18 protein-coding genes are annotated in these 16,048 nt (G+C 64.1%); 3 read left to right on the top strand and 15 right to left on the bottom strand.

Annotated elements, in window-relative coordinates; genetic code table 11:
- Positions 1-146: 146 nt before the first annotated feature.
- Genes H040_RS05125 through ccmA form a run of 10 tightly spaced genes read right to left on the bottom strand, consistent with a single transcriptional unit; the run spans position 147 to position 7,489 of the window.
- Positions 147-566 (bottom strand): hypothetical protein, encoded by a 420-nt coding sequence (locus H040_RS05125; protein ID WP_027921219.1) that lies wholly within the window; start codon positions 564-566, stop codon positions 147-149.
- Between the two features lie 12 nt (positions 567-578).
- Entirely contained in the window at positions 579-1,772 is a 1,194-nt protein-coding gene (gene ccmI, locus H040_RS05120) for a c-type cytochrome biogenesis protein CcmI (protein WP_027921218.1), read from the bottom strand.
- Positions 1,765-2,241 (bottom strand): cytochrome c-type biogenesis protein, encoded by a 477-nt coding sequence (locus H040_RS05115; protein WP_027921217.1) that lies wholly within the window; start codon positions 2,239-2,241, stop codon positions 1,765-1,767. Before H040_RS05115 ends, ccmI begins: the two co-directional genes overlap by 8 nt.
- On the bottom strand, positions 2,238-2,774 hold the full coding sequence (locus H040_RS05110) for a DsbE family thiol:disulfide interchange protein (RefSeq protein WP_027921216.1): 537 nt from the start codon (positions 2,772-2,774) through the stop codon (positions 2,238-2,240). Before H040_RS05110 ends, H040_RS05115 begins: the two co-directional genes overlap by 4 nt.
- Positions 2,771-4,744, bottom strand: coding sequence for a heme lyase CcmF/NrfE family subunit (locus H040_RS05105; protein ID WP_177326734.1), 1,974 nt, complete (start codon positions 4,742-4,744; stop codon positions 2,771-2,773). Before H040_RS05105 ends, H040_RS05110 begins: the two co-directional genes overlap by 4 nt.
- A gap of 11 nt (positions 4,745-4,755) precedes the next feature.
- A complete protein-coding gene (gene ccmE / locus H040_RS05100; protein WP_027921214.1) occupies positions 4,756-5,211 on the bottom strand; it encodes a cytochrome c maturation protein CcmE in 456 nt (151 codons plus the stop codon).
- On the bottom strand, positions 5,208-5,384 hold the full coding sequence (gene ccmD, locus H040_RS05095) for a heme exporter protein CcmD (RefSeq protein WP_027921213.1): 177 nt from the start codon (positions 5,382-5,384) through the stop codon (positions 5,208-5,210). Before ccmD ends, ccmE begins: the two co-directional genes overlap by 4 nt.
- A complete protein-coding gene (locus H040_RS05090) occupies positions 5,381-6,148 on the bottom strand; it encodes a heme ABC transporter permease (protein ID WP_027921212.1) in 768 nt (255 codons plus the stop codon). Before H040_RS05090 ends, ccmD begins: the two co-directional genes overlap by 4 nt.
- 43 nt (positions 6,149-6,191) lie before the next feature.
- A complete protein-coding gene (gene ccmB, locus H040_RS05085) occupies positions 6,192-6,860 on the bottom strand; it encodes a heme exporter protein CcmB (protein WP_008096270.1) in 669 nt (222 codons plus the stop codon).
- Positions 6,857-7,489: a cytochrome c biogenesis heme-transporting ATPase CcmA gene (gene ccmA / locus H040_RS05080; protein WP_027921211.1), complete on the bottom strand. Its 633-nt coding sequence runs from the start codon at positions 7,487-7,489 to the stop codon at positions 6,857-6,859. Before ccmA ends, ccmB begins: the two co-directional genes overlap by 4 nt.
- 132 nt (positions 7,490-7,621) lie before the next feature.
- Here ccmA and fliK point away from each other — a divergent pair, with 132 nt between their 5' ends.
- The 3 genes from fliK (at position 7,622) to H040_RS05065 (ending at position 12,359) form a co-directional block, all read left to right on the top strand.
- Positions 7,622-9,181 carry a flagellar hook-length control protein FliK gene (fliK, locus tag H040_RS05075; protein WP_027921210.1) on the top strand — a complete coding sequence of 520 codons (1,560 nt, stop codon included), beginning with the start codon at positions 7,622-7,624 and terminating at the stop codon, positions 9,179-9,181.
- Positions 9,178-9,516, top strand: coding sequence for an EscU/YscU/HrcU family type III secretion system export apparatus switch protein (locus H040_RS05070; RefSeq protein ID WP_027921209.1), 339 nt, complete (start codon positions 9,178-9,180; stop codon positions 9,514-9,516). Before fliK ends, H040_RS05070 begins: the two co-directional genes overlap by 4 nt.
- Positions 9,517-9,599: 83 nt before the next feature.
- Positions 9,600-12,359: a dermonecrotic toxin domain-containing protein gene (locus H040_RS05065; protein ID WP_027921208.1), complete on the top strand. Its 2,760-nt coding sequence runs from the start codon at positions 9,600-9,602 to the stop codon at positions 12,357-12,359.
- A gap of 42 nt (positions 12,360-12,401) precedes the next feature.
- On the opposite strand, the gene H040_RS05060 is transcribed toward H040_RS05065, so the two are convergent.
- The 5 genes from H040_RS05060 to motD all read right to left on the bottom strand — a co-directional run bounded on the left by H040_RS05060 (position 12,402) and on the right by motD (position 16,045).
- Entirely contained in the window at positions 12,402-12,797 is a 396-nt protein-coding gene (locus tag H040_RS05060) for a DUF2802 domain-containing protein (protein ID WP_027921207.1), read from the bottom strand.
- A 1-nt stretch (position 12,798) separates the two neighbouring features.
- Positions 12,799-13,278 (bottom strand): chemotaxis protein CheW, encoded by a 480-nt coding sequence (locus tag H040_RS05055; protein ID WP_016393802.1) that lies wholly within the window; start codon positions 13,276-13,278, stop codon positions 12,799-12,801.
- 43 nt (positions 13,279-13,321) lie between these two features.
- Complete coding sequence (locus H040_RS05050; RefSeq protein ID WP_027921206.1) at positions 13,322-14,206, bottom strand: CheW domain-containing protein; 885 nt, start codon at positions 14,204-14,206, stop codon at positions 13,322-13,324.
- On the bottom strand, positions 14,203-14,994 hold the full coding sequence (locus tag H040_RS05045; protein ID WP_027921205.1) for a ParA family protein: 792 nt from the start codon (positions 14,992-14,994) through the stop codon (positions 14,203-14,205). Before H040_RS05045 ends, H040_RS05050 begins: the two co-directional genes overlap by 4 nt.
- Positions 14,995-15,187: 193 nt before the next feature.
- A complete protein-coding gene (gene motD / locus H040_RS05035) occupies positions 15,188-16,045 on the bottom strand; it encodes a flagellar motor protein MotD (RefSeq protein WP_027921204.1) in 858 nt (285 codons plus the stop codon).
- Positions 16,046-16,048 lie beyond the last annotated feature (3 nt).

Here is a 16,048-nt window from a genome sequence, read left to right as displayed (position 1 = left end):
CGCCAAGGCAGGCAACCATGGCGTAACAGGTTCGGCACGTTGCAACAAATGTAGGAGCGGATTCATCCGCGATGCGCCGCGCGGGCGGCGCTCGATCCCACAGGCACCCAACTTCTAACGGCGAACACCCGCAAGCCTCAACAAATTTATTGCCCGTAAGCGCGCCCCAGCCCCCCGGGCACACCGCTGCTGTCAGTTTCCTGCCATGGCCCATCCGGGTTGAGCGACCAGCTCCAGCCATTGTCATAGCGGTAGTAGGTGCGCTGCCGGTAAAAGACATTGGTCTTTTTCTCCAGTACATACACCCCAAGCTTCGGATCCCAGTGGCTCGCTCCACCCGGTGGTGGTGCGAAACTGGCAGAGGTACGCGGCATCGGTTTGGGGATCGCCGCCGGTTTGCTCGGCTGTGTCGACGGCTGGCCACCCGGCAGCGGCTTTACCGCTGGCCCTTGATGCGGTGGCACGGTCTCGATCGGCGGCGACGGCTGCTCGTACGGTTGATGCGCCGTACACGCGGACAAACCCACGGCCAGGGTGATCAGGGTCAGGCGGACGGCGCTATGCATGGCGTGGCTCTCTTACGGGTCGGGGCTGTCGATGGTCAGGTGCTGGGTGGCCTGGGTGGTATTGGCCAGGGGCGCGCCCAGGCCGATCCACTCGCCGCGGGTCGGCTGGCCGGCGCGGGAAACACGTGCAACCAGTTGGACTTCGGCAAACTGGGACAGTTTCATCTGCGGCAGCATAGCGTCAGCGTCAGACAATTCCACCTCCAGTGGCAACTGCGCCACGGTCACCCGCTTGGCCGCCAGCGGCATTGGCGGGCCGTTGCTGGCACGGGCGAAGATGAACACGGTATCGTCAGGCTTGACCTTGTCCTTGAGCGCCGCTGCCAGCTCCACCCGCACCTTCAGGCGGGCTGGCGAAGAGGCCTGCGCTTTGGTGCCACCGGCACCACCCAGTCGCTCTGCCGCACGGTCGATGCCACCTTGCAGCGCCGCCCGCGAGGCATCACCTTCGGGCAGTTGCGCCAGCAGGCGGTTCCAGTAGTCGATGGCTTCCTGGTAACGCTCGCCCTCGAAGGCGGCGATGCCCCGCAAGCCAAGGCTGGTGACCTCGTTCGGGTCGGCCTTCAGTGCCTCGTCCGTCAGCGCCTGCACCTGGGGGCTCCACTGCTTGTCCGCCGCGAAGTACAGCGCCTGGGCCCACTGGCCAAGCAGCTCGGGCTGGCGGCCGGCAAGGGCCACGGCGCGCTCGTAGGCACGTGCCGCATCGGCCGGGCGTTGCTGGGCCATGTAGGCCCGGCCAAGGAAGTACAGGCCTTCGGCCGAGTCCGGCTGAGCCTCCACGGCGCGCTCGAGGCGCGTGGTCATTTCGTCCATGGTTTTCGGCGCCGCGGCAAATTCCTGGGTCAGTTCAACTTTGTCCGCCGCACCAAAGTGCAGGTACAGCCCCAGTGCCAGTGCGGGCACCAGCACGGCCGCGAGCAATGGCAAGGCCTTGCCCAGGTGCCCCTGACGCGCAGGTTCGGCGCCTTCGGTGTCGGCCAGCAGCTCGCGGGCAGCTTCGTCACGGCCCTTGGCCATCTGCGCCTCATCGAGTACACCGGCGGCCTGCTGGGCGGCCAGTTCGGCAACGCGTTCCTGGTACAGGGCGACGTTGAGGGCGGTGCGGTCTTCTTCCTGCTGCTGGCGACGGCCACGCAGGATCGGAATCAGCAGAAAGCCGAGGGCGGCGAGCAGCAACAGGCCCGCGCTAAGCCAGAATTCAGTCATGGGTCTGTTCTTTTTCCAGCAGTTTGGCGAGACGCTCGCGTTCTTCGACGGACAGTTGCTGTGCAACCTGGGCGGCCGGGCCACGGCGCCGGCGGACGATCACCGCCAGCACCACGAAACCACCCGCCAACAGAATGCCCGGGCCGAACCACAGCAACCAGGTGCGGCCACTGAGCGCCGGCTTGTAGCGCACGAAGTCGCCATAGCGGTCGACCATGAAGTCGACGATCTGCTGGTTGCTCTTGCCTTCGCCGAGCATGCGGAAGATCTCGCGACGCAGGTCCGCGGCAATCGGTGCGTTGGAGTCGGCGATGTCCTGGTTCTGGCACTTGGGGCAGCGCAGTTCCTTGGTCAACTGCTGGTAACGCTCGCGCTCGGCGTCGTCACGGAACTGGTAGGTATCGATGGCCGCCCTGGCCACACCGGCCAGGCTCAGGCCCAGCACGGCGGCTGCCAGCCAGCGCTTCATGGCTTGGCCTCGTCGACCAGGCCCTGGTACAGCGGTGCCAGCTGCTCGCGCCACACGCTGGCATCGACGATGCCGACGTGCTTGTAGCGAATGATGCCCTTGGCGTCGATCAGGAAGGTTTCCGGCGCGCCATACACGCCCAGGTCCAGCCCCAGGCTGCCCTGCTCGTCGCGGATATCCAGCTGGTACGGGTTGTGGAACTCGGCCAGCCACTTCTGCGCGGCGGCGTTGTCGTCCTTGTAGTTGATGCCGTGGATCACCACGCCCTGTTGGGCCAGCTGGTTCAGGTACGGGTGCTCGACCTTGCACGACGGGCACCAGGTGGCCCACACATTGACCAGTGCCGGCCGCCCCTGGAGGTCGGCCTGGGTCAGGTTGCGGTCACCCTGCGTCGAAGCCAGAGCGAACGCCGGGAACGGCTTGCCGATCATCGCCGACGGCAGCTCGTCGGGCTTGAGAAACAGCCCCTTGTAGAGGAAAACCGCCATCAGCAGAAACACCGCCAGTGGCACGACCATGATCCAACGCTTCATGCAGCAGCTCCAGACACGCCCAGGGCCTCACGCACCCGGGTCTTGACCTTGACGCGATAGCGCCGGTCGAAGGCCGCCAGCAACCCGCCCAGGCCAGTCAGCAGACCGCCCAGCCAGATCCAGCGGACATAAGGCTTGATATGCACGCGCACTGCCCAGGCTCCGTTTTCCAGCGGCTCGCCCAGGGCGACGTACAAGTCACGGGTGAAACCAGCATCGATGCCGGCTTCGGTCATCATCGATTGCTGCACGGTGTACAGGCGCTTTTCCGGGTGCAGGGTGGTCACTTCACGGCCGTCACGGGTGACCACGATGGTGCCCTTGTCGGAGATGAAGTTCGGCCCTTCGAAGTGCTTCGCCCCTTCGAACAGGAAGTGGTAACCGCCAAGCTCGACACTTTCGCCCGGCGCCAGGCGCAGGTCGCGCTCGGCGCTGTTGTTGCTCGACAGCACCACACCCAGGGCACACACCGCCAGGCCCAGGTGCGCCAGCTGCATGCCCCAGTAGCTGCGGGTCAGGCCGCGCACGCCCTTGGCCAGGCCTTTATGGCGGGTCTTGTCGAAGATGTCACGCAGGCCGCCCAGCACCACCCAGGCCGCCAGGGCGAAGGCGCTGAGCACCGGCCAGTCGAGGTCGTCGACCATGAAGCCGGCGATTGGCGCCAGCACCGCGCTGCCGATCAGTACCGGGGTCATCATGCTGACCAGCCATTTGACCGGGGTGTCTTTCCAACGCACCACCACGCCCAGGCTCAGCACCACCATCAGCAGCGCCATCAACGGCAGGAACAGGGCATCGAAGTAAGGTGGGCCGACCGACAGCTTGGCCCCGGTCAGGGCGTCGAGCACCAGCGGGTAGAGGGTGCCCAGCAGAATCATCGAGGCCGCCACCACCAGCACCAGGTTGTTGGCCAGCAGCAGCGTTTCACGGGACCACAGGGCAAAGCCGACCTGGCTCTTGACCACCGGGGCGCGCAGGGCGAACAGGGTCAGCGAGCCACCGACCACGAACAGCAGGAAGATCAGGATGAACACGCCGCGCGCCGGGTCGGCAGCGAAGGCGTGCACCGAGGTCAGCACGCCGGAGCGGACCAGGAAGGTTCCCAGCAGGCTCAGGGAGAACGCAGCGATCGCCAGCAGCACGGTCCAGCTCTTGAATACCCCGCGTTTTTCGGTCACCGCCAGCGAGTGGATCAGCGCGGTGCCCACCAGCCAAGGCATGAACGAGGCGTTCTCCACCGGGTCCCAGAACCACCAGCCGCCCCAGCCCAGTTCGTAGTACGCCCACCACGAACCAAGGGTGATGCCCACGCCGAGGAAGGCCCAGGCGACGATGGTCCAGGGCCGCGACCAGCGCGCCCAGGCCGCGTCCAGCCGCCCGCCCAGCAGTGCGGCGATGGCGAAGGCGAAGGCCACCGAGAAGCCCACATAGCCCATGTACAGCATCGGCGGGTGGACGATCAGGCCGAAGTCCTGCAACAGCGGATTGAGGTCACGGCCGTCGGTCGGCACCTGCGGCAGCAGGCGCTGGAACGGGTTGGAGGTGATGATCAGGAAGCTCAGGAAGCCGACGCTGATCATGCCCATCACCGCCAACACACGGGCCAGCATGACCTGCGGCAGTTGGCGGGAGAAGATCGACACGGCAAAGGTCCAGCCACCGAGGATCAGCGCCCACAGCAGCAGCGAGCCTTCGTGGGCGCCCCATACCGCACTGAACTTGTAGTACCAGGGCAAGGCGCTGTTGGAGTTGCTGGCCACGTAGGCGACCGAGAAATTGTCGGTCATGAACGCGTGGGTCAGGCAGGCAAAGGCGAACACCAGGAAGGTGAACTGGCCCCAGGCTGCCGGGCGCGCCAGGCTCATCCACAGGCTGTCACCGCGCCAGGCACCGAGCAGCGGCAGCGTGGCCTGCACGGCGGCAAAGCAGATCGCCAGGATCATCGCCAGCTGGCCGAGCTCGGGAATCACCAGTGCCGCATTCATGGCTTGGCCCCCGCGCCGCTGGCCGCCTGGCCGCTTTCTTTCAGGGCCTTGGTAACCTCCGGCGGCATGTACTTCTCGTCGTGCTTGGCCAGCACCTCGTCGGCGACCACCACACCGTCACCGTTGAGCTTGCCAAGGGCAACGATGCCCTGCCCTTCACGGAACAGGTCCGGCAGGATGCCGCGGTAGGTGATCGGCACGGACTTGTTGAAGTCGGTAACCACGAAACGCACGTCGAGCGAATCCGATGAACGCTGCACCGAGCCCTTCTCGACCATGCCACCGGCACGGATGCGCGTGTCCAGCGGCGCCTCGCCGTTGGCGATCTGGGTGGGTGTGTAGAACAGGTTGATATTCTGCTGCAGGGCGCTCAAGGCAAAGCCGACGGCAACCGCAACCCCGACCAGCAGGCCGAGGATCAGGAACAGGCGTTTCTTGCGCTGCGGATTCACTGGTTGTTCTCCCGGCGCAAACGGCGCGCCTCATCTTGCAGGTAGCGGCGACGGGCCAACAGGGGGGCGGCGACATTCAGCGCCAGCACCGCCAGGCAGATGCCATAGGCCGACCAGACATACAGGGCATGGTGGCCCATGGCGAGAAAATCGCCAAAGGAAGCGAAACTCATCGCGCGGCCCTCCGCCCCAGGCTGTTCAACACTTCATCTTTGACCCAACTGGCGCGCGCCTCGCGCTTGAGCACTTCCAGGCGCATGCGCAGCAGCAGCACGGCACCGAAGAAGCAATAGAAGCCCAGCGCCGTGCACAGCAGCGGCAGCCACATTTCGGCTGGCATCGCCGGTTTTTCGGTGAGGGTGAAGGTGGCGCCCTGGTGCAGGGTGTTCCACCACTCCACCGAGTACTTGATGATCGGAATGTTGATCACCCCGACGATGGCTAGCACCGCGCAGGCCTTGGCGGCGCTGTCACGGTTGCTGATGGCCTGGCCAAGGGCAATGATGCCGAAGTACAGGAACAGCAGGATCAGCATCGAGGTCAGCCGGGCGTCCCAGACCCACCAGCTACCCCAGGTCGGTTTGCCCCAGATGGCCCCGGTGACCAGCGCCACGGCGGTCATCCAGGCGCCAATGGGCGCTGCGCATTGCAGGGCGACATCGGCCAGTTTCATCTTCCACACCAGCCCCACCGCGCCAGCCACAGCCAGCAGTACATAGCAGGACTGTGCCAGCATGGCCGCAGGCACGTGGATATAGATGATGCGGAAGCTGTTGCCCTGCTGATAGTCCTCGGGGGCGAACGCCAGGCCCCAGACCACACCGGTGACCAGCAAAAGGGTGGCAGAGATGGCCAGCCATGGCAGCATGCGGCCGCTGATGGCATAGAACCATTTCGGCGAACCCAGTTTGTGGAACCACGTCCAGCTAATTTTCATCAGGTACATCCGGTATTAGCCGGGCTTGGGAGCCCGGGACTCGTTATTCGCCGACGCTGATCTTCAGGCCGGCCGCTATCGCAAAGGGTGCCAGGGTAACCGCCAGGGCTGTAAGGCTGGCGAGCCAGAGCAGATGGCCGGTGGCTGGCATATTCTGCAATGCCGCCTGCAACGCGCCACTGCCCAGGATCAATACAGGGATATACAACGGCAGAATCAGCAACGCCAGTAACAAACCACCACGTTTGAGACCGACCGTCAGCGCAGCGCCGACCGCCCCCAACAGGCTCAAAACCGGCGTGCCCAGCAGCAGTGAGCCGAGCAGCACCGGCAGGCAATGGCTGGGCAACCCCAGCATCAGTGCCAGCAATGGCGCCAACAATACCAGCGCCAGCCCGGAAAAGATCCAGTGCGCCAGCACCTTGGCCAGCACCAGCATGGCCAGCGGATGCGGTGACAGCACCCACTGCTCCAGCGATCCATCTTCAAAATCACTACGAAACAGGCCATCGAGCGACAGCAGCACGGCCAACAAGGCCGCGACCCAGACCAGCCCAGGCGACAAGGTTTGCAACAATTGGCTTTCCGGGCCAACTGCCAACGGGAACAGGGCCACGACGATGGCGAAGAATACCAATGGGTTGGCCAGTTCTGCCGGGCGGCGGAACAGCAAGCGCGCTTCGCGGCGCAGCAACAGGATGAATACGCTCATGCCGCCCACTGCCCCAGGTTGAGTTCGCGGTAGCCGCTCGGCTTGCGCTCCAGGCTATGGTGCGTCGTCAGCACGACCGTACCGCCCTGTTCGCAGTGGGCGGCCAGGTGCGCTTCGAGCTGGGCCACGCCCTGCTTGTCGAGGGCGGTGAAGGGTTCGTCGAGAATCCACAACGTCGGGCTGCTCAGGTGCAACCGGGCCAGTGCCACACGGCGCTGCTGCCCGGCGGACAAGGTATGGCAGGGGACGTCTTCGAAACCGCGCAGGCCGACCGCCGCAAGTGCCGCCCAGATGGCTTCACGGGTGGCCGGTTGGTGCAGGGCGCAGAGCCAGGTGAGGTTCTCCTCGGCGGTGAGCAGGTCCTTGATGCCGGCGGCGTGGCCGATCCACAGCAGGATGCTGGCCAGGGCATGGCGCTGTTCGCCAAGTGGCTTGCCACCCAGCAGGATCTGCCCGGCAGTTGGCTGCATCAGCCCGGCCAACAGTCGCAACAGGCTGGTCTTGCCGCTGCCGTTGGGGCCGCTGATCTGCAGCATGTCGCCGGGGCGCAACTCGAAATCGAGGTGCTCGAACAACAGGCGCCAGTCGCGCTCGCAGGCCAGGCCCACGGCTTGGAGGTGAAGGGTCACGGATTCGCCTTATCTATATGCTTCTCAAGTCGCCCACCCCGCGGCCGTTATACTGGCAGTGGCGGGCGGCAGGCATTATTACATGAGCTGCCGCGCTGCCAAGAGGGCGGGCTCCACAGGTTGTATACAATCATGACTGAAATCAATAGTCTCGGCGCACAAACCGCCATCAATCCGCAGGCGATCAAGGCCCAGCTGACCGGTGAACTGCTCAACCTGACCCAGGCCCAACCCGGCTTGCTCAAGCCAGGCGAAACCGCTCAGGCCGAAGTGCTGACCATGCGCCAGAGCGGCAGTACCTTCCAGTTGGTGCTGCAAGTGATTCAGGCCAACGGCAGCCAGACCCAGGTCCAGGCCAGTGCCAATCAGCCCATTCCACAGGGCAGCCAGCTCACCGTCAGCCAGCCCGAAGGCAGCCGCCTGGCCATCATGGTGCAGCAGGCCAGTGCCAGCAATGTCGCCACCCTCACCCAGCTCGACACCAGCAAGGTGCCGGTTGGTACCCTGCTGCAGGGCAAGGTGTTGACCAACCAGCCGTTGCCTCAGGCTGCGGGCGAGGCGGCCAGCTTCCGCTCGCTGGTCAGCCTGCTCAACACGGCTCAGGCTGGCGCCACACTCAGCATCGACAGCCCGCGCCCACTGCCGATCGGCAGCCTGCTCAGCGCCCTGGTGCAGGGCGATCAGTCGCTGCGTTTCGTGCCGCTCAGCGGTCGCCAGGAACAACTGAACATTGCCCAGCAGTTGCTGACCCAGCAAGGCCGCCAGGCGTCCCTGCCCGGCCTGCTCGCTGCGCTGCAGCAGATAGCCAGCAGCCCGAGCAGCGACGGCGAACTGCGCAGCACCGCCAGCAGCCTGCTGGCCAGCCTGCCGGATGCCCGTCAGCTCAGCGACGGCAAAGCACTGGCCCAGGCCCTGAACAACAGTGGCACCTTCCTCGAAGCAAAACTGCTGGGCGGCCTCGGTAGCGCCGTGCCCACTGACCTCAAGGCGCAGCTGATCCGGCTGGTGGCCCAGGCCACCGTGAGCGCGCCGACCAGTCCGGTGGTCGCCAGCACTGCCCTGGCCCAGGCCCTGCCGGCCATGGCCCGCAGCGCCCTGGGCATGCTCGACCGGGTCAGCCCGAGAACACTACCGGGCGCATTCCCGCTACCGTCACGCCTGCTGCAGGCCATGGAAAATGAAGGTGACCTGCAACAGCTGCTGCGCTTGGCCGCCGCCGCCATTTCGCGCCTGCAGAGCCACGCCCTGAGCAGCTTGCAGCAATCCGGCACGCTGGATAACGGCAACCTGCAGACCACCTGGCAGACCGAAGTGCCGGTGCGCCACGGCCAGGAGTTCATCCCCCTGCAAGTGAAGCTGCAGCGCGAAGAAACCCCGGAGCAGCAGGGCAAACGCCAGCAACGCGAACAGCCGGACCCGCTGCAGGCACTGTGGCGGATCGACCTGGCGTTCGACCTGGCCCCCCTGGGCCCATTGCAGGTGCAGGCACAACTGCTCGAGGGGCGCTTGTCCGGCCATCTGTGGGCCGAGCGCGAACAGACCGCACGGCTGATCGACAGCCAGCTCGGCGCCCTGCGCGAACGCCTGCTGGCCCGTGGCCTGGATGTCGGCGACCTGGAGTGCCACGCTGGCATTCCACCACAAGGCCCGCGCACACGGGTGGAACAACGCTGGGTGGACGAAAACGCATGATCGACAAGCAACCACGCCAGGCCATCGCCCTGAGCTACGACGGCCAGCAGGCCCCGACCTTGACCGCCAAGGGCGATGACGAGCTGGCCGAGGCTATTCTCGCCCTGGCCCGCGAGCACGAAGTACCAATCTACGAGAATGCCGAACTGGTGCGCCTGCTGGCACGCCTGGAGCTGGGCGAACAGATCCCCGAGGCGCTGTACCTGACCATTGCCGAAATCATCGCCTTTGCCTGGCAGCTGCGCGGCAAGGTGCCGTACGGCTTCGAGGATGCGCCCCAGGGGGAACGTGACGTGACCGAAGTGCAGCCACGTCTGGCCGGGCCACCCGCCTGAATCGCCGCGGCCAGCACTATTTACCGCTTTGCAGCTAACCGATCGTTCGACTCTGTGGCCTTTTGCTTGCCACGGAGACCGCAATGCCTACCCCCCCAATCAATGCTGCCGGTGTGCAGTTCGTTCGCAACCACCTGGCCGCTCTACCCCGCCCCGACCGGGAGGCCAGGCACGCGATAAGCAGCTGGCTGTCGGCACAAGGCGTGAACCTTGACCCCGACCAGATCGACGTCGTCACGCTGCATGTCCACCGAGCCGGGATCGCCAGCTACCAGGCAGTTGTGGTCCAGCGCCTCAGCCTGACCCAGGCCGTACTGACGAACTGGCAAGGCGAATCCAACAATGATTTTTTCGGCGGGCTGTTCAGGCAACCCTGGGCCGGGCAGCTTCCTGATGATGGCCCGATCGCTGTCGTCGACAAACTGCCTCAACAACCCATTGCCGATAACGGTGCATGGTACGAAGTGTTCAACGGCCTGTTCAGGCGCTCGGCGCCCGCCCGCTACGATCACTCGACGCTGCTCGATATTCGCGCCGAAGCCCTGTATGCGCATATCGAGGCGCTCGACTTCCACAGCGGCTACAAGGCCTCGCTCGACACGTTCTGGCACCAACACCTTCAGGACTACCGCCTATGCTGCAAACTCAATTTCATCGCGGCCTGCAACCAGCAGGTCGCCGAAGGTAGCCTGAGCGATGCCGCACGCAAGCTGGCCTGGCGTGCAGCCGAGCTGATTCCCCGAGGCAAGGGCTTGCGCCTGAGCACGTTGAGCATTTATGGCTATGCGGCCAGCGACCTGCTCTACATCAACGATGTCAGCAGCGACCTCACACTGCTGTACGCGCCCGGCAACAGTTCGCCCCTGCTGGAATTCGCCAGTGAAAACCTGCTCAAGGACTGGGTTGGCCAGCAGTGCAAGGAGGCGACCGGGCGTCAGGCGTTGAAACAGCATTTCCGCCTGGCCGACGGCCCGCAGGGTATCGACTTCAGCGGCCTGGACACCGCACTGGAAGGCTTGGGCGTATACCCGCGTAACCACAGGCTGCCCCCGGAACATGGCTTTTTCAATGACGACGGTACCTGGCCGCCGCGTACCTACGTCAACTACCGCCCCGGCAAGTACAACCCCAGAATCACCGGCGACCTGTTCCAGGCGATGGCCGAACGTCAGCGCCAGCGCAGCTACGACGATGCCGACTTCCTGATTACCAGCAACAGCGAAGTCATCACGTCCCGGTGGGCGGGCTACCTCAACACCACACTCACCTTGCTGGCCCCCCTGACCTTCGTGGTGCCGGGCCTCGCGCCTTTGCTGGCACTGGGCGGCATCGCCCAGGTCGGGTTCGGCCTGGACCAGGCAATCAACGGCAAGACCTTGCAAGATAAAAAGCAGGGCATAGGCAACATTACCTACGGCCTGTTGAATGCAACGCCTTTGGCCGCTGAAGCAGTACTCAAGGGCGACGCCCTGTTTAGCTGGCAGCAGGACGGTTTCGTTGCGCCGCGCCAGGTCAACGAGCAATGGGGCTACCCGCTGAGCCCAGTCAGCCCGCCCCACTTGCCCGAGCTGGATGTCGCCCCCTACTTCCGCCGCCCTGTACGAATCGCCCCATTGCCGGATGGCAACGCCGCAGTGGCCAACTCGGTGGAGCGCTTTGCACGCTACAACGGTGATGTCGATCATCTCCTGGGCTATCTGGAAGAGTCCCCTGGGTATTTGGAAACACTGGACCTGGTCTACGACGTGCAGGCCGACCTGTTCATCACCGAAGAAGGCACCAACGAAGTAAGCCCGACCTACTATGAAGCCGAGCCAGGGACCGGCAACATGCGCATCGTCAGCAACGCAGGGCGGCAGGTGACGGACGCGATGCGCATGTCGTCCCTTCGCGCGCTAGGCATCGACGTGCGGTTTCCGGTGCAACTCCCCGCTGCGGCAATCGAAGGCGCTCACCCCATACCCAAACTGATCTCCTCGCTTTGGGTCGGTGACAAGACGCTGGGCAACGCGCTGATCGATACCTTGTCAGCCAATGCGGCAAAGCTGCGAAACAGCCCCTATCAGTATCGGCTGTTCCTGTCGAAGGCAAACCCGGAGGCGTTCGCGCAAAACCTCGAAAAGCTGAGTGCAAACGTGCCTGGCTTGGAGGTTTTGGCACTGGAAGAACAACCGTTTTTCGAGGCCTTCGCACAGAGCGAGTACTTCGACCAATATCAAGCCGCGATCGCCGGCAATGGCGGAGTGGCCACCAACTACGCTTCCGCATCGGATGTATTGCGCTATCCCATGCTGCATGCCGAAGGCGGGCTGTACATGGACGTCGATGACCAACTGCTGAGCCAGGCGCTGACTGTAGGCGGCCCGCACGACAGTGCAGCCATCGACACGCTCGAACTGGCAACCAGCGATGATGGCCTGCTGCTGCATCCGCCCCTGCAAAACGAAAAGCTGGGCATGAACAGCCTGTACAACACCAGCATGATCGGCAGCCACCCGGGCAACCCGACACTGCGGGCCATTTCCGAAGAGATGCATGCGCGCTACAGGCTCAATACCGATTTCTATCACGCCCGCCCCACACTGGCCGACGATCCGGAAGGCTTCTACCGTTACGCCAGCCGCTTGAGCCAGCTGACCGGCCCGGCGATGTTAAGCGCCGTGATAGACAGGCTGTTGCCTGACCTTTACCAATTGCGCCAGTTGCACAACCTGTACATGATGCCGCGCATCAACAGCTACCTGTACATTGACCTGGACGCCTTCAAGGCCGTGCAACGTGAACGCCTGCCGCTCAACCGCCTGGCAAGGGTTGGCGGCCTGCACTCGTGGGCCAGCACCTGAAGCAGGCACAAAAAAGGCGACCTCAGGGTCGCCTTTTTTCTTTCATTCCGAGCGGTGCAACTTGCGCATCAGCTCCGCCTCGGCCTGGGTCAAGCCACAGGTCTCGGTCAATTCCGACACACTCGCCCCCATCCCCACCAGCTTGGCGGCCTGACTGAAGGTGACGTTGTTGGGGTCGCGCTGCTCCAGGCGTTCCAGGCGGTCAGGCAAGGTCGCCACTGCCGCGCGCAGCTCGTGGATGGCCTCACCCATGCGCACGGTACCGTTCTGGTAGTCGTCCAGGCGCTTGCCCAGGTCCTTGATGCGCTGGTCGCGCAAGGCATCGCCCGCGGCCTGCTGCGCCGCCAGTTCGCGCTGGCGCTTGCTGTAGTTGAGAAAGAACCACAGGCTCACAGCCCACAGCAGCGCCAGGAAAATTACCGCCACCTCGAAGATCAACTCAGATGTTCTCCAGCTCGGACCACTCTTCCTCGGTCATCATCTTGTCCAGCTCGACCAGGATCAGCAGCTCGCCATTCTTGTTGCATACGCCCTGGATGAACTTGGCCGACTCTTCGTTGCCGACGTTCGGCGCCGTCTCGATTTCCGACTGACGCAGGTACACCACCTCGGCAACGCTGTCGACCAGGATGCCAACCACTTGCTTGTCAGCCTCGATGATCACGATACGGGTGTTGTCGGTCACGTCCGATGGCATCAGGCCAAAGCGCTGGCGGGTGTCGATCACCGTCACCACATTGCCGCGCAGGTTGATGATGCCCAGCACGTAGCTAGGTGCGCCCGGCACCGGTGCGATCTCGGTGTAGCGCAGCACTTCCTGCACTTGCATGACGTTGATGCCGTAGGACTCGTTGTCCAGACGGAAGGTTACCCACTGCAGGATCGGATCTTCAGAACCTTGCGCAGACGACTTTTTCATTCCCCTAGCCCTCTAAATCCGCTGTTAACGGTTGTGTTCGGTGTCATTTCTGTTTGGCGTGCAACTGCTTGACCGCGCCGCTGGCGATCAGCTCGGCCAGTTTGGCGACGTCGAGCAGTGCACACATGTGTTCGATGACCGTGCCGGCCAACCAGGGGCGCTGACCACGCTGGCTGCGCCACTTGATCTCGGCCGGGTCCAGGCGCAGCGAACGGCTGACCTGATGCACCGCCAGGCCCCATTCGTAGCCCTGCACGGAAATCACGTAATTCAAGCCTTGGCGAAAGTCTTCGCGGTAGCGGTCGGGCATGACCCAGCGCGCGGTATCCAGCACCTTGAGGTTGCCAGCCTGGCAAGTGAGGATGCCAAGGAACCAGTCCGGCTGGCCGAACAGCGGTGTCAGCTCCTGGCCTTCCAGGCTGTAGATCGAGCCCAGGCATACCAGCGGTACGGCCAAGGTCAACCCGGCAACGTCAAACAGCAGGCATTCGAACGGCTCGGCAGCCCAGGCCGGGCGGCCATCGATGCTGGCCGGCGGGACCGGTGTGTCTGCCATGCCTGCCGCAGGCAGGTGTACTTCGACCAAGGGTGCGACCGGTTCCGGTGCTGGCGCCTCAATCAGCACCGGGATGCTGGCCTCGGCTACCACCTCAGCCTCGACCAGTGCCACCACGGGCTGCTCGACCGGCAACACGGCTGGCAGCACCTTCACCTGTGGCTCGGCGAAAGGCCTGGCTACCGGTGCTGGCTTACGTGCATCACGCGCCTGCTCTTCACGCACGGCAGCAGCGAATTCGTCGTTGGCCGTGGGCGCCTCGGCCGGCGCGGGCAGGTCGAGAATAGCTTCGGCCTCGGTGGCCTCCTGCAACAGCCCATCCAGGTACGACTGCAGCGCCAGTTGCGGCTTGGTGCCGACAGGACGGTTCATGAAGCCACCTGCGTGGCCGGCTTGTAGGTAAGCATGTGCTTGAGCAGTGCCCGGTAGGCGATCACCCCGCGGCTCTTGCCATCGAACTGCGACGGCGTGACCCCATTGCGGCTGGCATCGCGCAGGCGCGTATCGACCGGGATATAACCCTGCCACACCTGGTGTTCATAGGTGTCGCGCAGCACCTTGAGGGTGCCCAGCGAAGCCTGGGTACGTCGGTCGAACAGGGTCGGCACGATCTGGTACGGCAATGCCTGCTTGCGCGAGCGGTTGACCATGGCCAAGGTGCCGATCATGCGCTCCAGGCCCTTCACCGCAAGGAATTCGGTCTGCACCGGGATCACCAGCTGCTGGCTGGCAGCCAGGGCGTTGACCATCAGCACGCCCAGCAAGGGCGGGCTATCGATCAGGGCAAAATCGAAATCCTGCCACAACTGCGCCAGACTCTTGGCGATCACCAGGCCCAGGCCACTCTGCCCCGGCGACTGACGCTCCAGCACGGCCAGCGCGGTGCTCGACGGCAGCAACGAGATACGCTCATCGCTGGTGGGCAACAACAACTGACCTGGCAGGCCTTCAGGCACGCTGCCCTTGTGCAGGAACAGGTCGTAGCAGCTGTGCTCCAGGGCGTCCGGATTGTGCCCGAAATAGCTGGTCATAGAGCCATGCGGGTCGAGGTCGACGACGACCACGCGCTTGCCCGCCTCGGCCAGCAGGCCGGCCAGGGCGATGGTGGTCGTGGTCTTGCCAACGCCACCTTTTTGATTGGCTACTGCCCAGACTCTCATAGAACAACTCTTGTCTGATGTGGGAGCGGGTTTACCCGCGAAGCAGGCGACACAGTGGATAACACGGGCTTCGCCCGTGTTCGCGGCGGTTCGACGTCTCGATGAACCCGCGCCCACAATGATCTCGCAGGCTTCGAAAAATCGGACAAGACAACCGCCCCCATTAGGTTAGCTATGACAGAGTATTGACGGCTCACTGGGCCGTCGTCGCTGTTGGGGCTGGCGGTGCACTTTGTGTGCCAGCACGGCGCAGCGCTGCATCCGGGGTGGCATGGGCACTGCCCGAGCCGGTCAGGCTGCGGCGTACTTCAAGGTTACGGGAAATCACCAGCACCACCCGCCGGTTGCGCGCGCGCCCTTCGGCGGTGTCGTTGCTGGCGACCGGTTGGTATTCGCCATAGCCGACCGAGGCCATGCGCGCCGGGTTGACCCCTTCCATGGCCAGCAAACGCACGATGCTCGCCGCCCGCGCCGCCGACAGTTCCCAGTTGGTCGGGTACTGCGCCGTGCGAATCGGCAGGTTGTCGGTGAAGCCCTCGACGTGCACCGGGTTGGCGAACGGCTTGAGGATGTTGCCGACTTTTTCGATGATGTCGAACGCCTTGTCACTGGGCATGGCATCGCCACTGCCGAACAGCAAGGACGAGTTGAGCTCGATCTCCACCCACAGTTCGTTGCCGCGCACGGTCATCTGGTCAGACTTGATCAGGTCGCCAAAGGCATCGCGCACGTCGTCGCTGATGGTCTTGAGCGGGTCGACGTTGGTCTGCGCAAGGCCCGCATCGGTCTGCTCGCTGTCCTTGATCAAGGGTTCTGCCGGTTTCACGCTCAGCGGCTGCTCATCGCCGACCGGGATCGGCTTCATGCTGCGTTCAGGGTCGTTGAAAACCCCGAGCAGCGCTTGCGAGATGACCTTGTACTTGCCCTCGTTGATCGAGGAAATCGAATACATGACCACGAAGAAGGCAAACAGCAAGGTGATGAAGTCGGCGTACGACACCAGCCAGCGTTCGTGGTTCTCGTGTTCCTCGGTATGACGGCGACGGCGCATGGC

The organism is Pseudomonas sp. URMO17WK12:I7 (assembly GCF_003269045.1).
In the GTDB taxonomy this organism is placed as follows: domain Bacteria; phylum Pseudomonadota; class Gammaproteobacteria; order Pseudomonadales; family Pseudomonadaceae; genus Aquipseudomonas; species Aquipseudomonas putida_J.
The sequence above is the reverse complement of the archived record's forward strand: the minus strand, read 5'-3'. Positions and strand labels throughout refer to the sequence as shown.

Excerpts from the sequence above, each read along its gene's own strand:
- H040_RS05125 (WP_027921219.1), bottom strand. The coding sequence starts at position 566 with ATGCATAGCGCCGTCCGCCTGACCCTGATCACCCTGGCCGTGGGTTTG.
- ccmI (WP_027921218.1), bottom strand. The coding sequence starts at position 1,772 with ATGACTGAATTCTGGCTTAGCGCGGGCCTGTTGCTGCTCGCCGCCCTC.
- H040_RS05115 (WP_027921217.1), bottom strand. The coding sequence starts at position 2,241 with ATGAAGCGCTGGCTGGCAGCCGCCGTGCTGGGCCTGAGCCTGGCCGGT.
- H040_RS05110 (WP_027921216.1), bottom strand. The coding sequence starts at position 2,774 with ATGAAGCGTTGGATCATGGTCGTGCCACTGGCGGTGTTTCTGCTGATG.
- ccmD (WP_027921213.1), bottom strand. The coding sequence starts at position 5,384 with ATGAGTTTCGCTTCCTTTGGCGATTTTCTCGCCATGGGCCACCATGCC.
- H040_RS05090 (WP_027921212.1), bottom strand. The coding sequence starts at position 6,148 with ATGAAAATTAGCTGGACGTGGTTCCACAAACTGGGTTCGCCGAAATGG.
- ccmB (WP_008096270.1), bottom strand. The coding sequence starts at position 6,860 with ATGAGCGTATTCATCCTGTTGCTGCGCCGCGAAGCGCGCTTGCTGTTC.
- fliK (WP_027921210.1), top strand. The coding sequence starts at position 7,622 with ATGACTGAAATCAATAGTCTCGGCGCACAAACCGCCATCAATCCGCAG.
- H040_RS05070 (WP_027921209.1), top strand. The coding sequence starts at position 9,178 with ATGATCGACAAGCAACCACGCCAGGCCATCGCCCTGAGCTACGACGGC.
- H040_RS05065 (WP_027921208.1), top strand. The coding sequence starts at position 9,600 with ATGCCTACCCCCCCAATCAATGCTGCCGGTGTGCAGTTCGTTCGCAAC.
- H040_RS05055 (WP_016393802.1), bottom strand. The coding sequence starts at position 13,278 with ATGAAAAAGTCGTCTGCGCAAGGTTCTGAAGATCCGATCCTGCAGTGG.
- H040_RS05050 (WP_027921206.1), bottom strand. The coding sequence starts at position 14,206 with ATGAACCGTCCTGTCGGCACCAAGCCGCAACTGGCGCTGCAGTCGTAC.
- H040_RS05045 (WP_027921205.1), bottom strand. The coding sequence starts at position 14,994 with ATGAGAGTCTGGGCAGTAGCCAATCAAAAAGGTGGCGTTGGCAAGACC.
- motD (WP_027921204.1), bottom strand. The coding sequence starts at position 16,045 with ATGCGCCGTCGCCGTCATACCGAGGAACACGAGAACCACGAACGCTGG.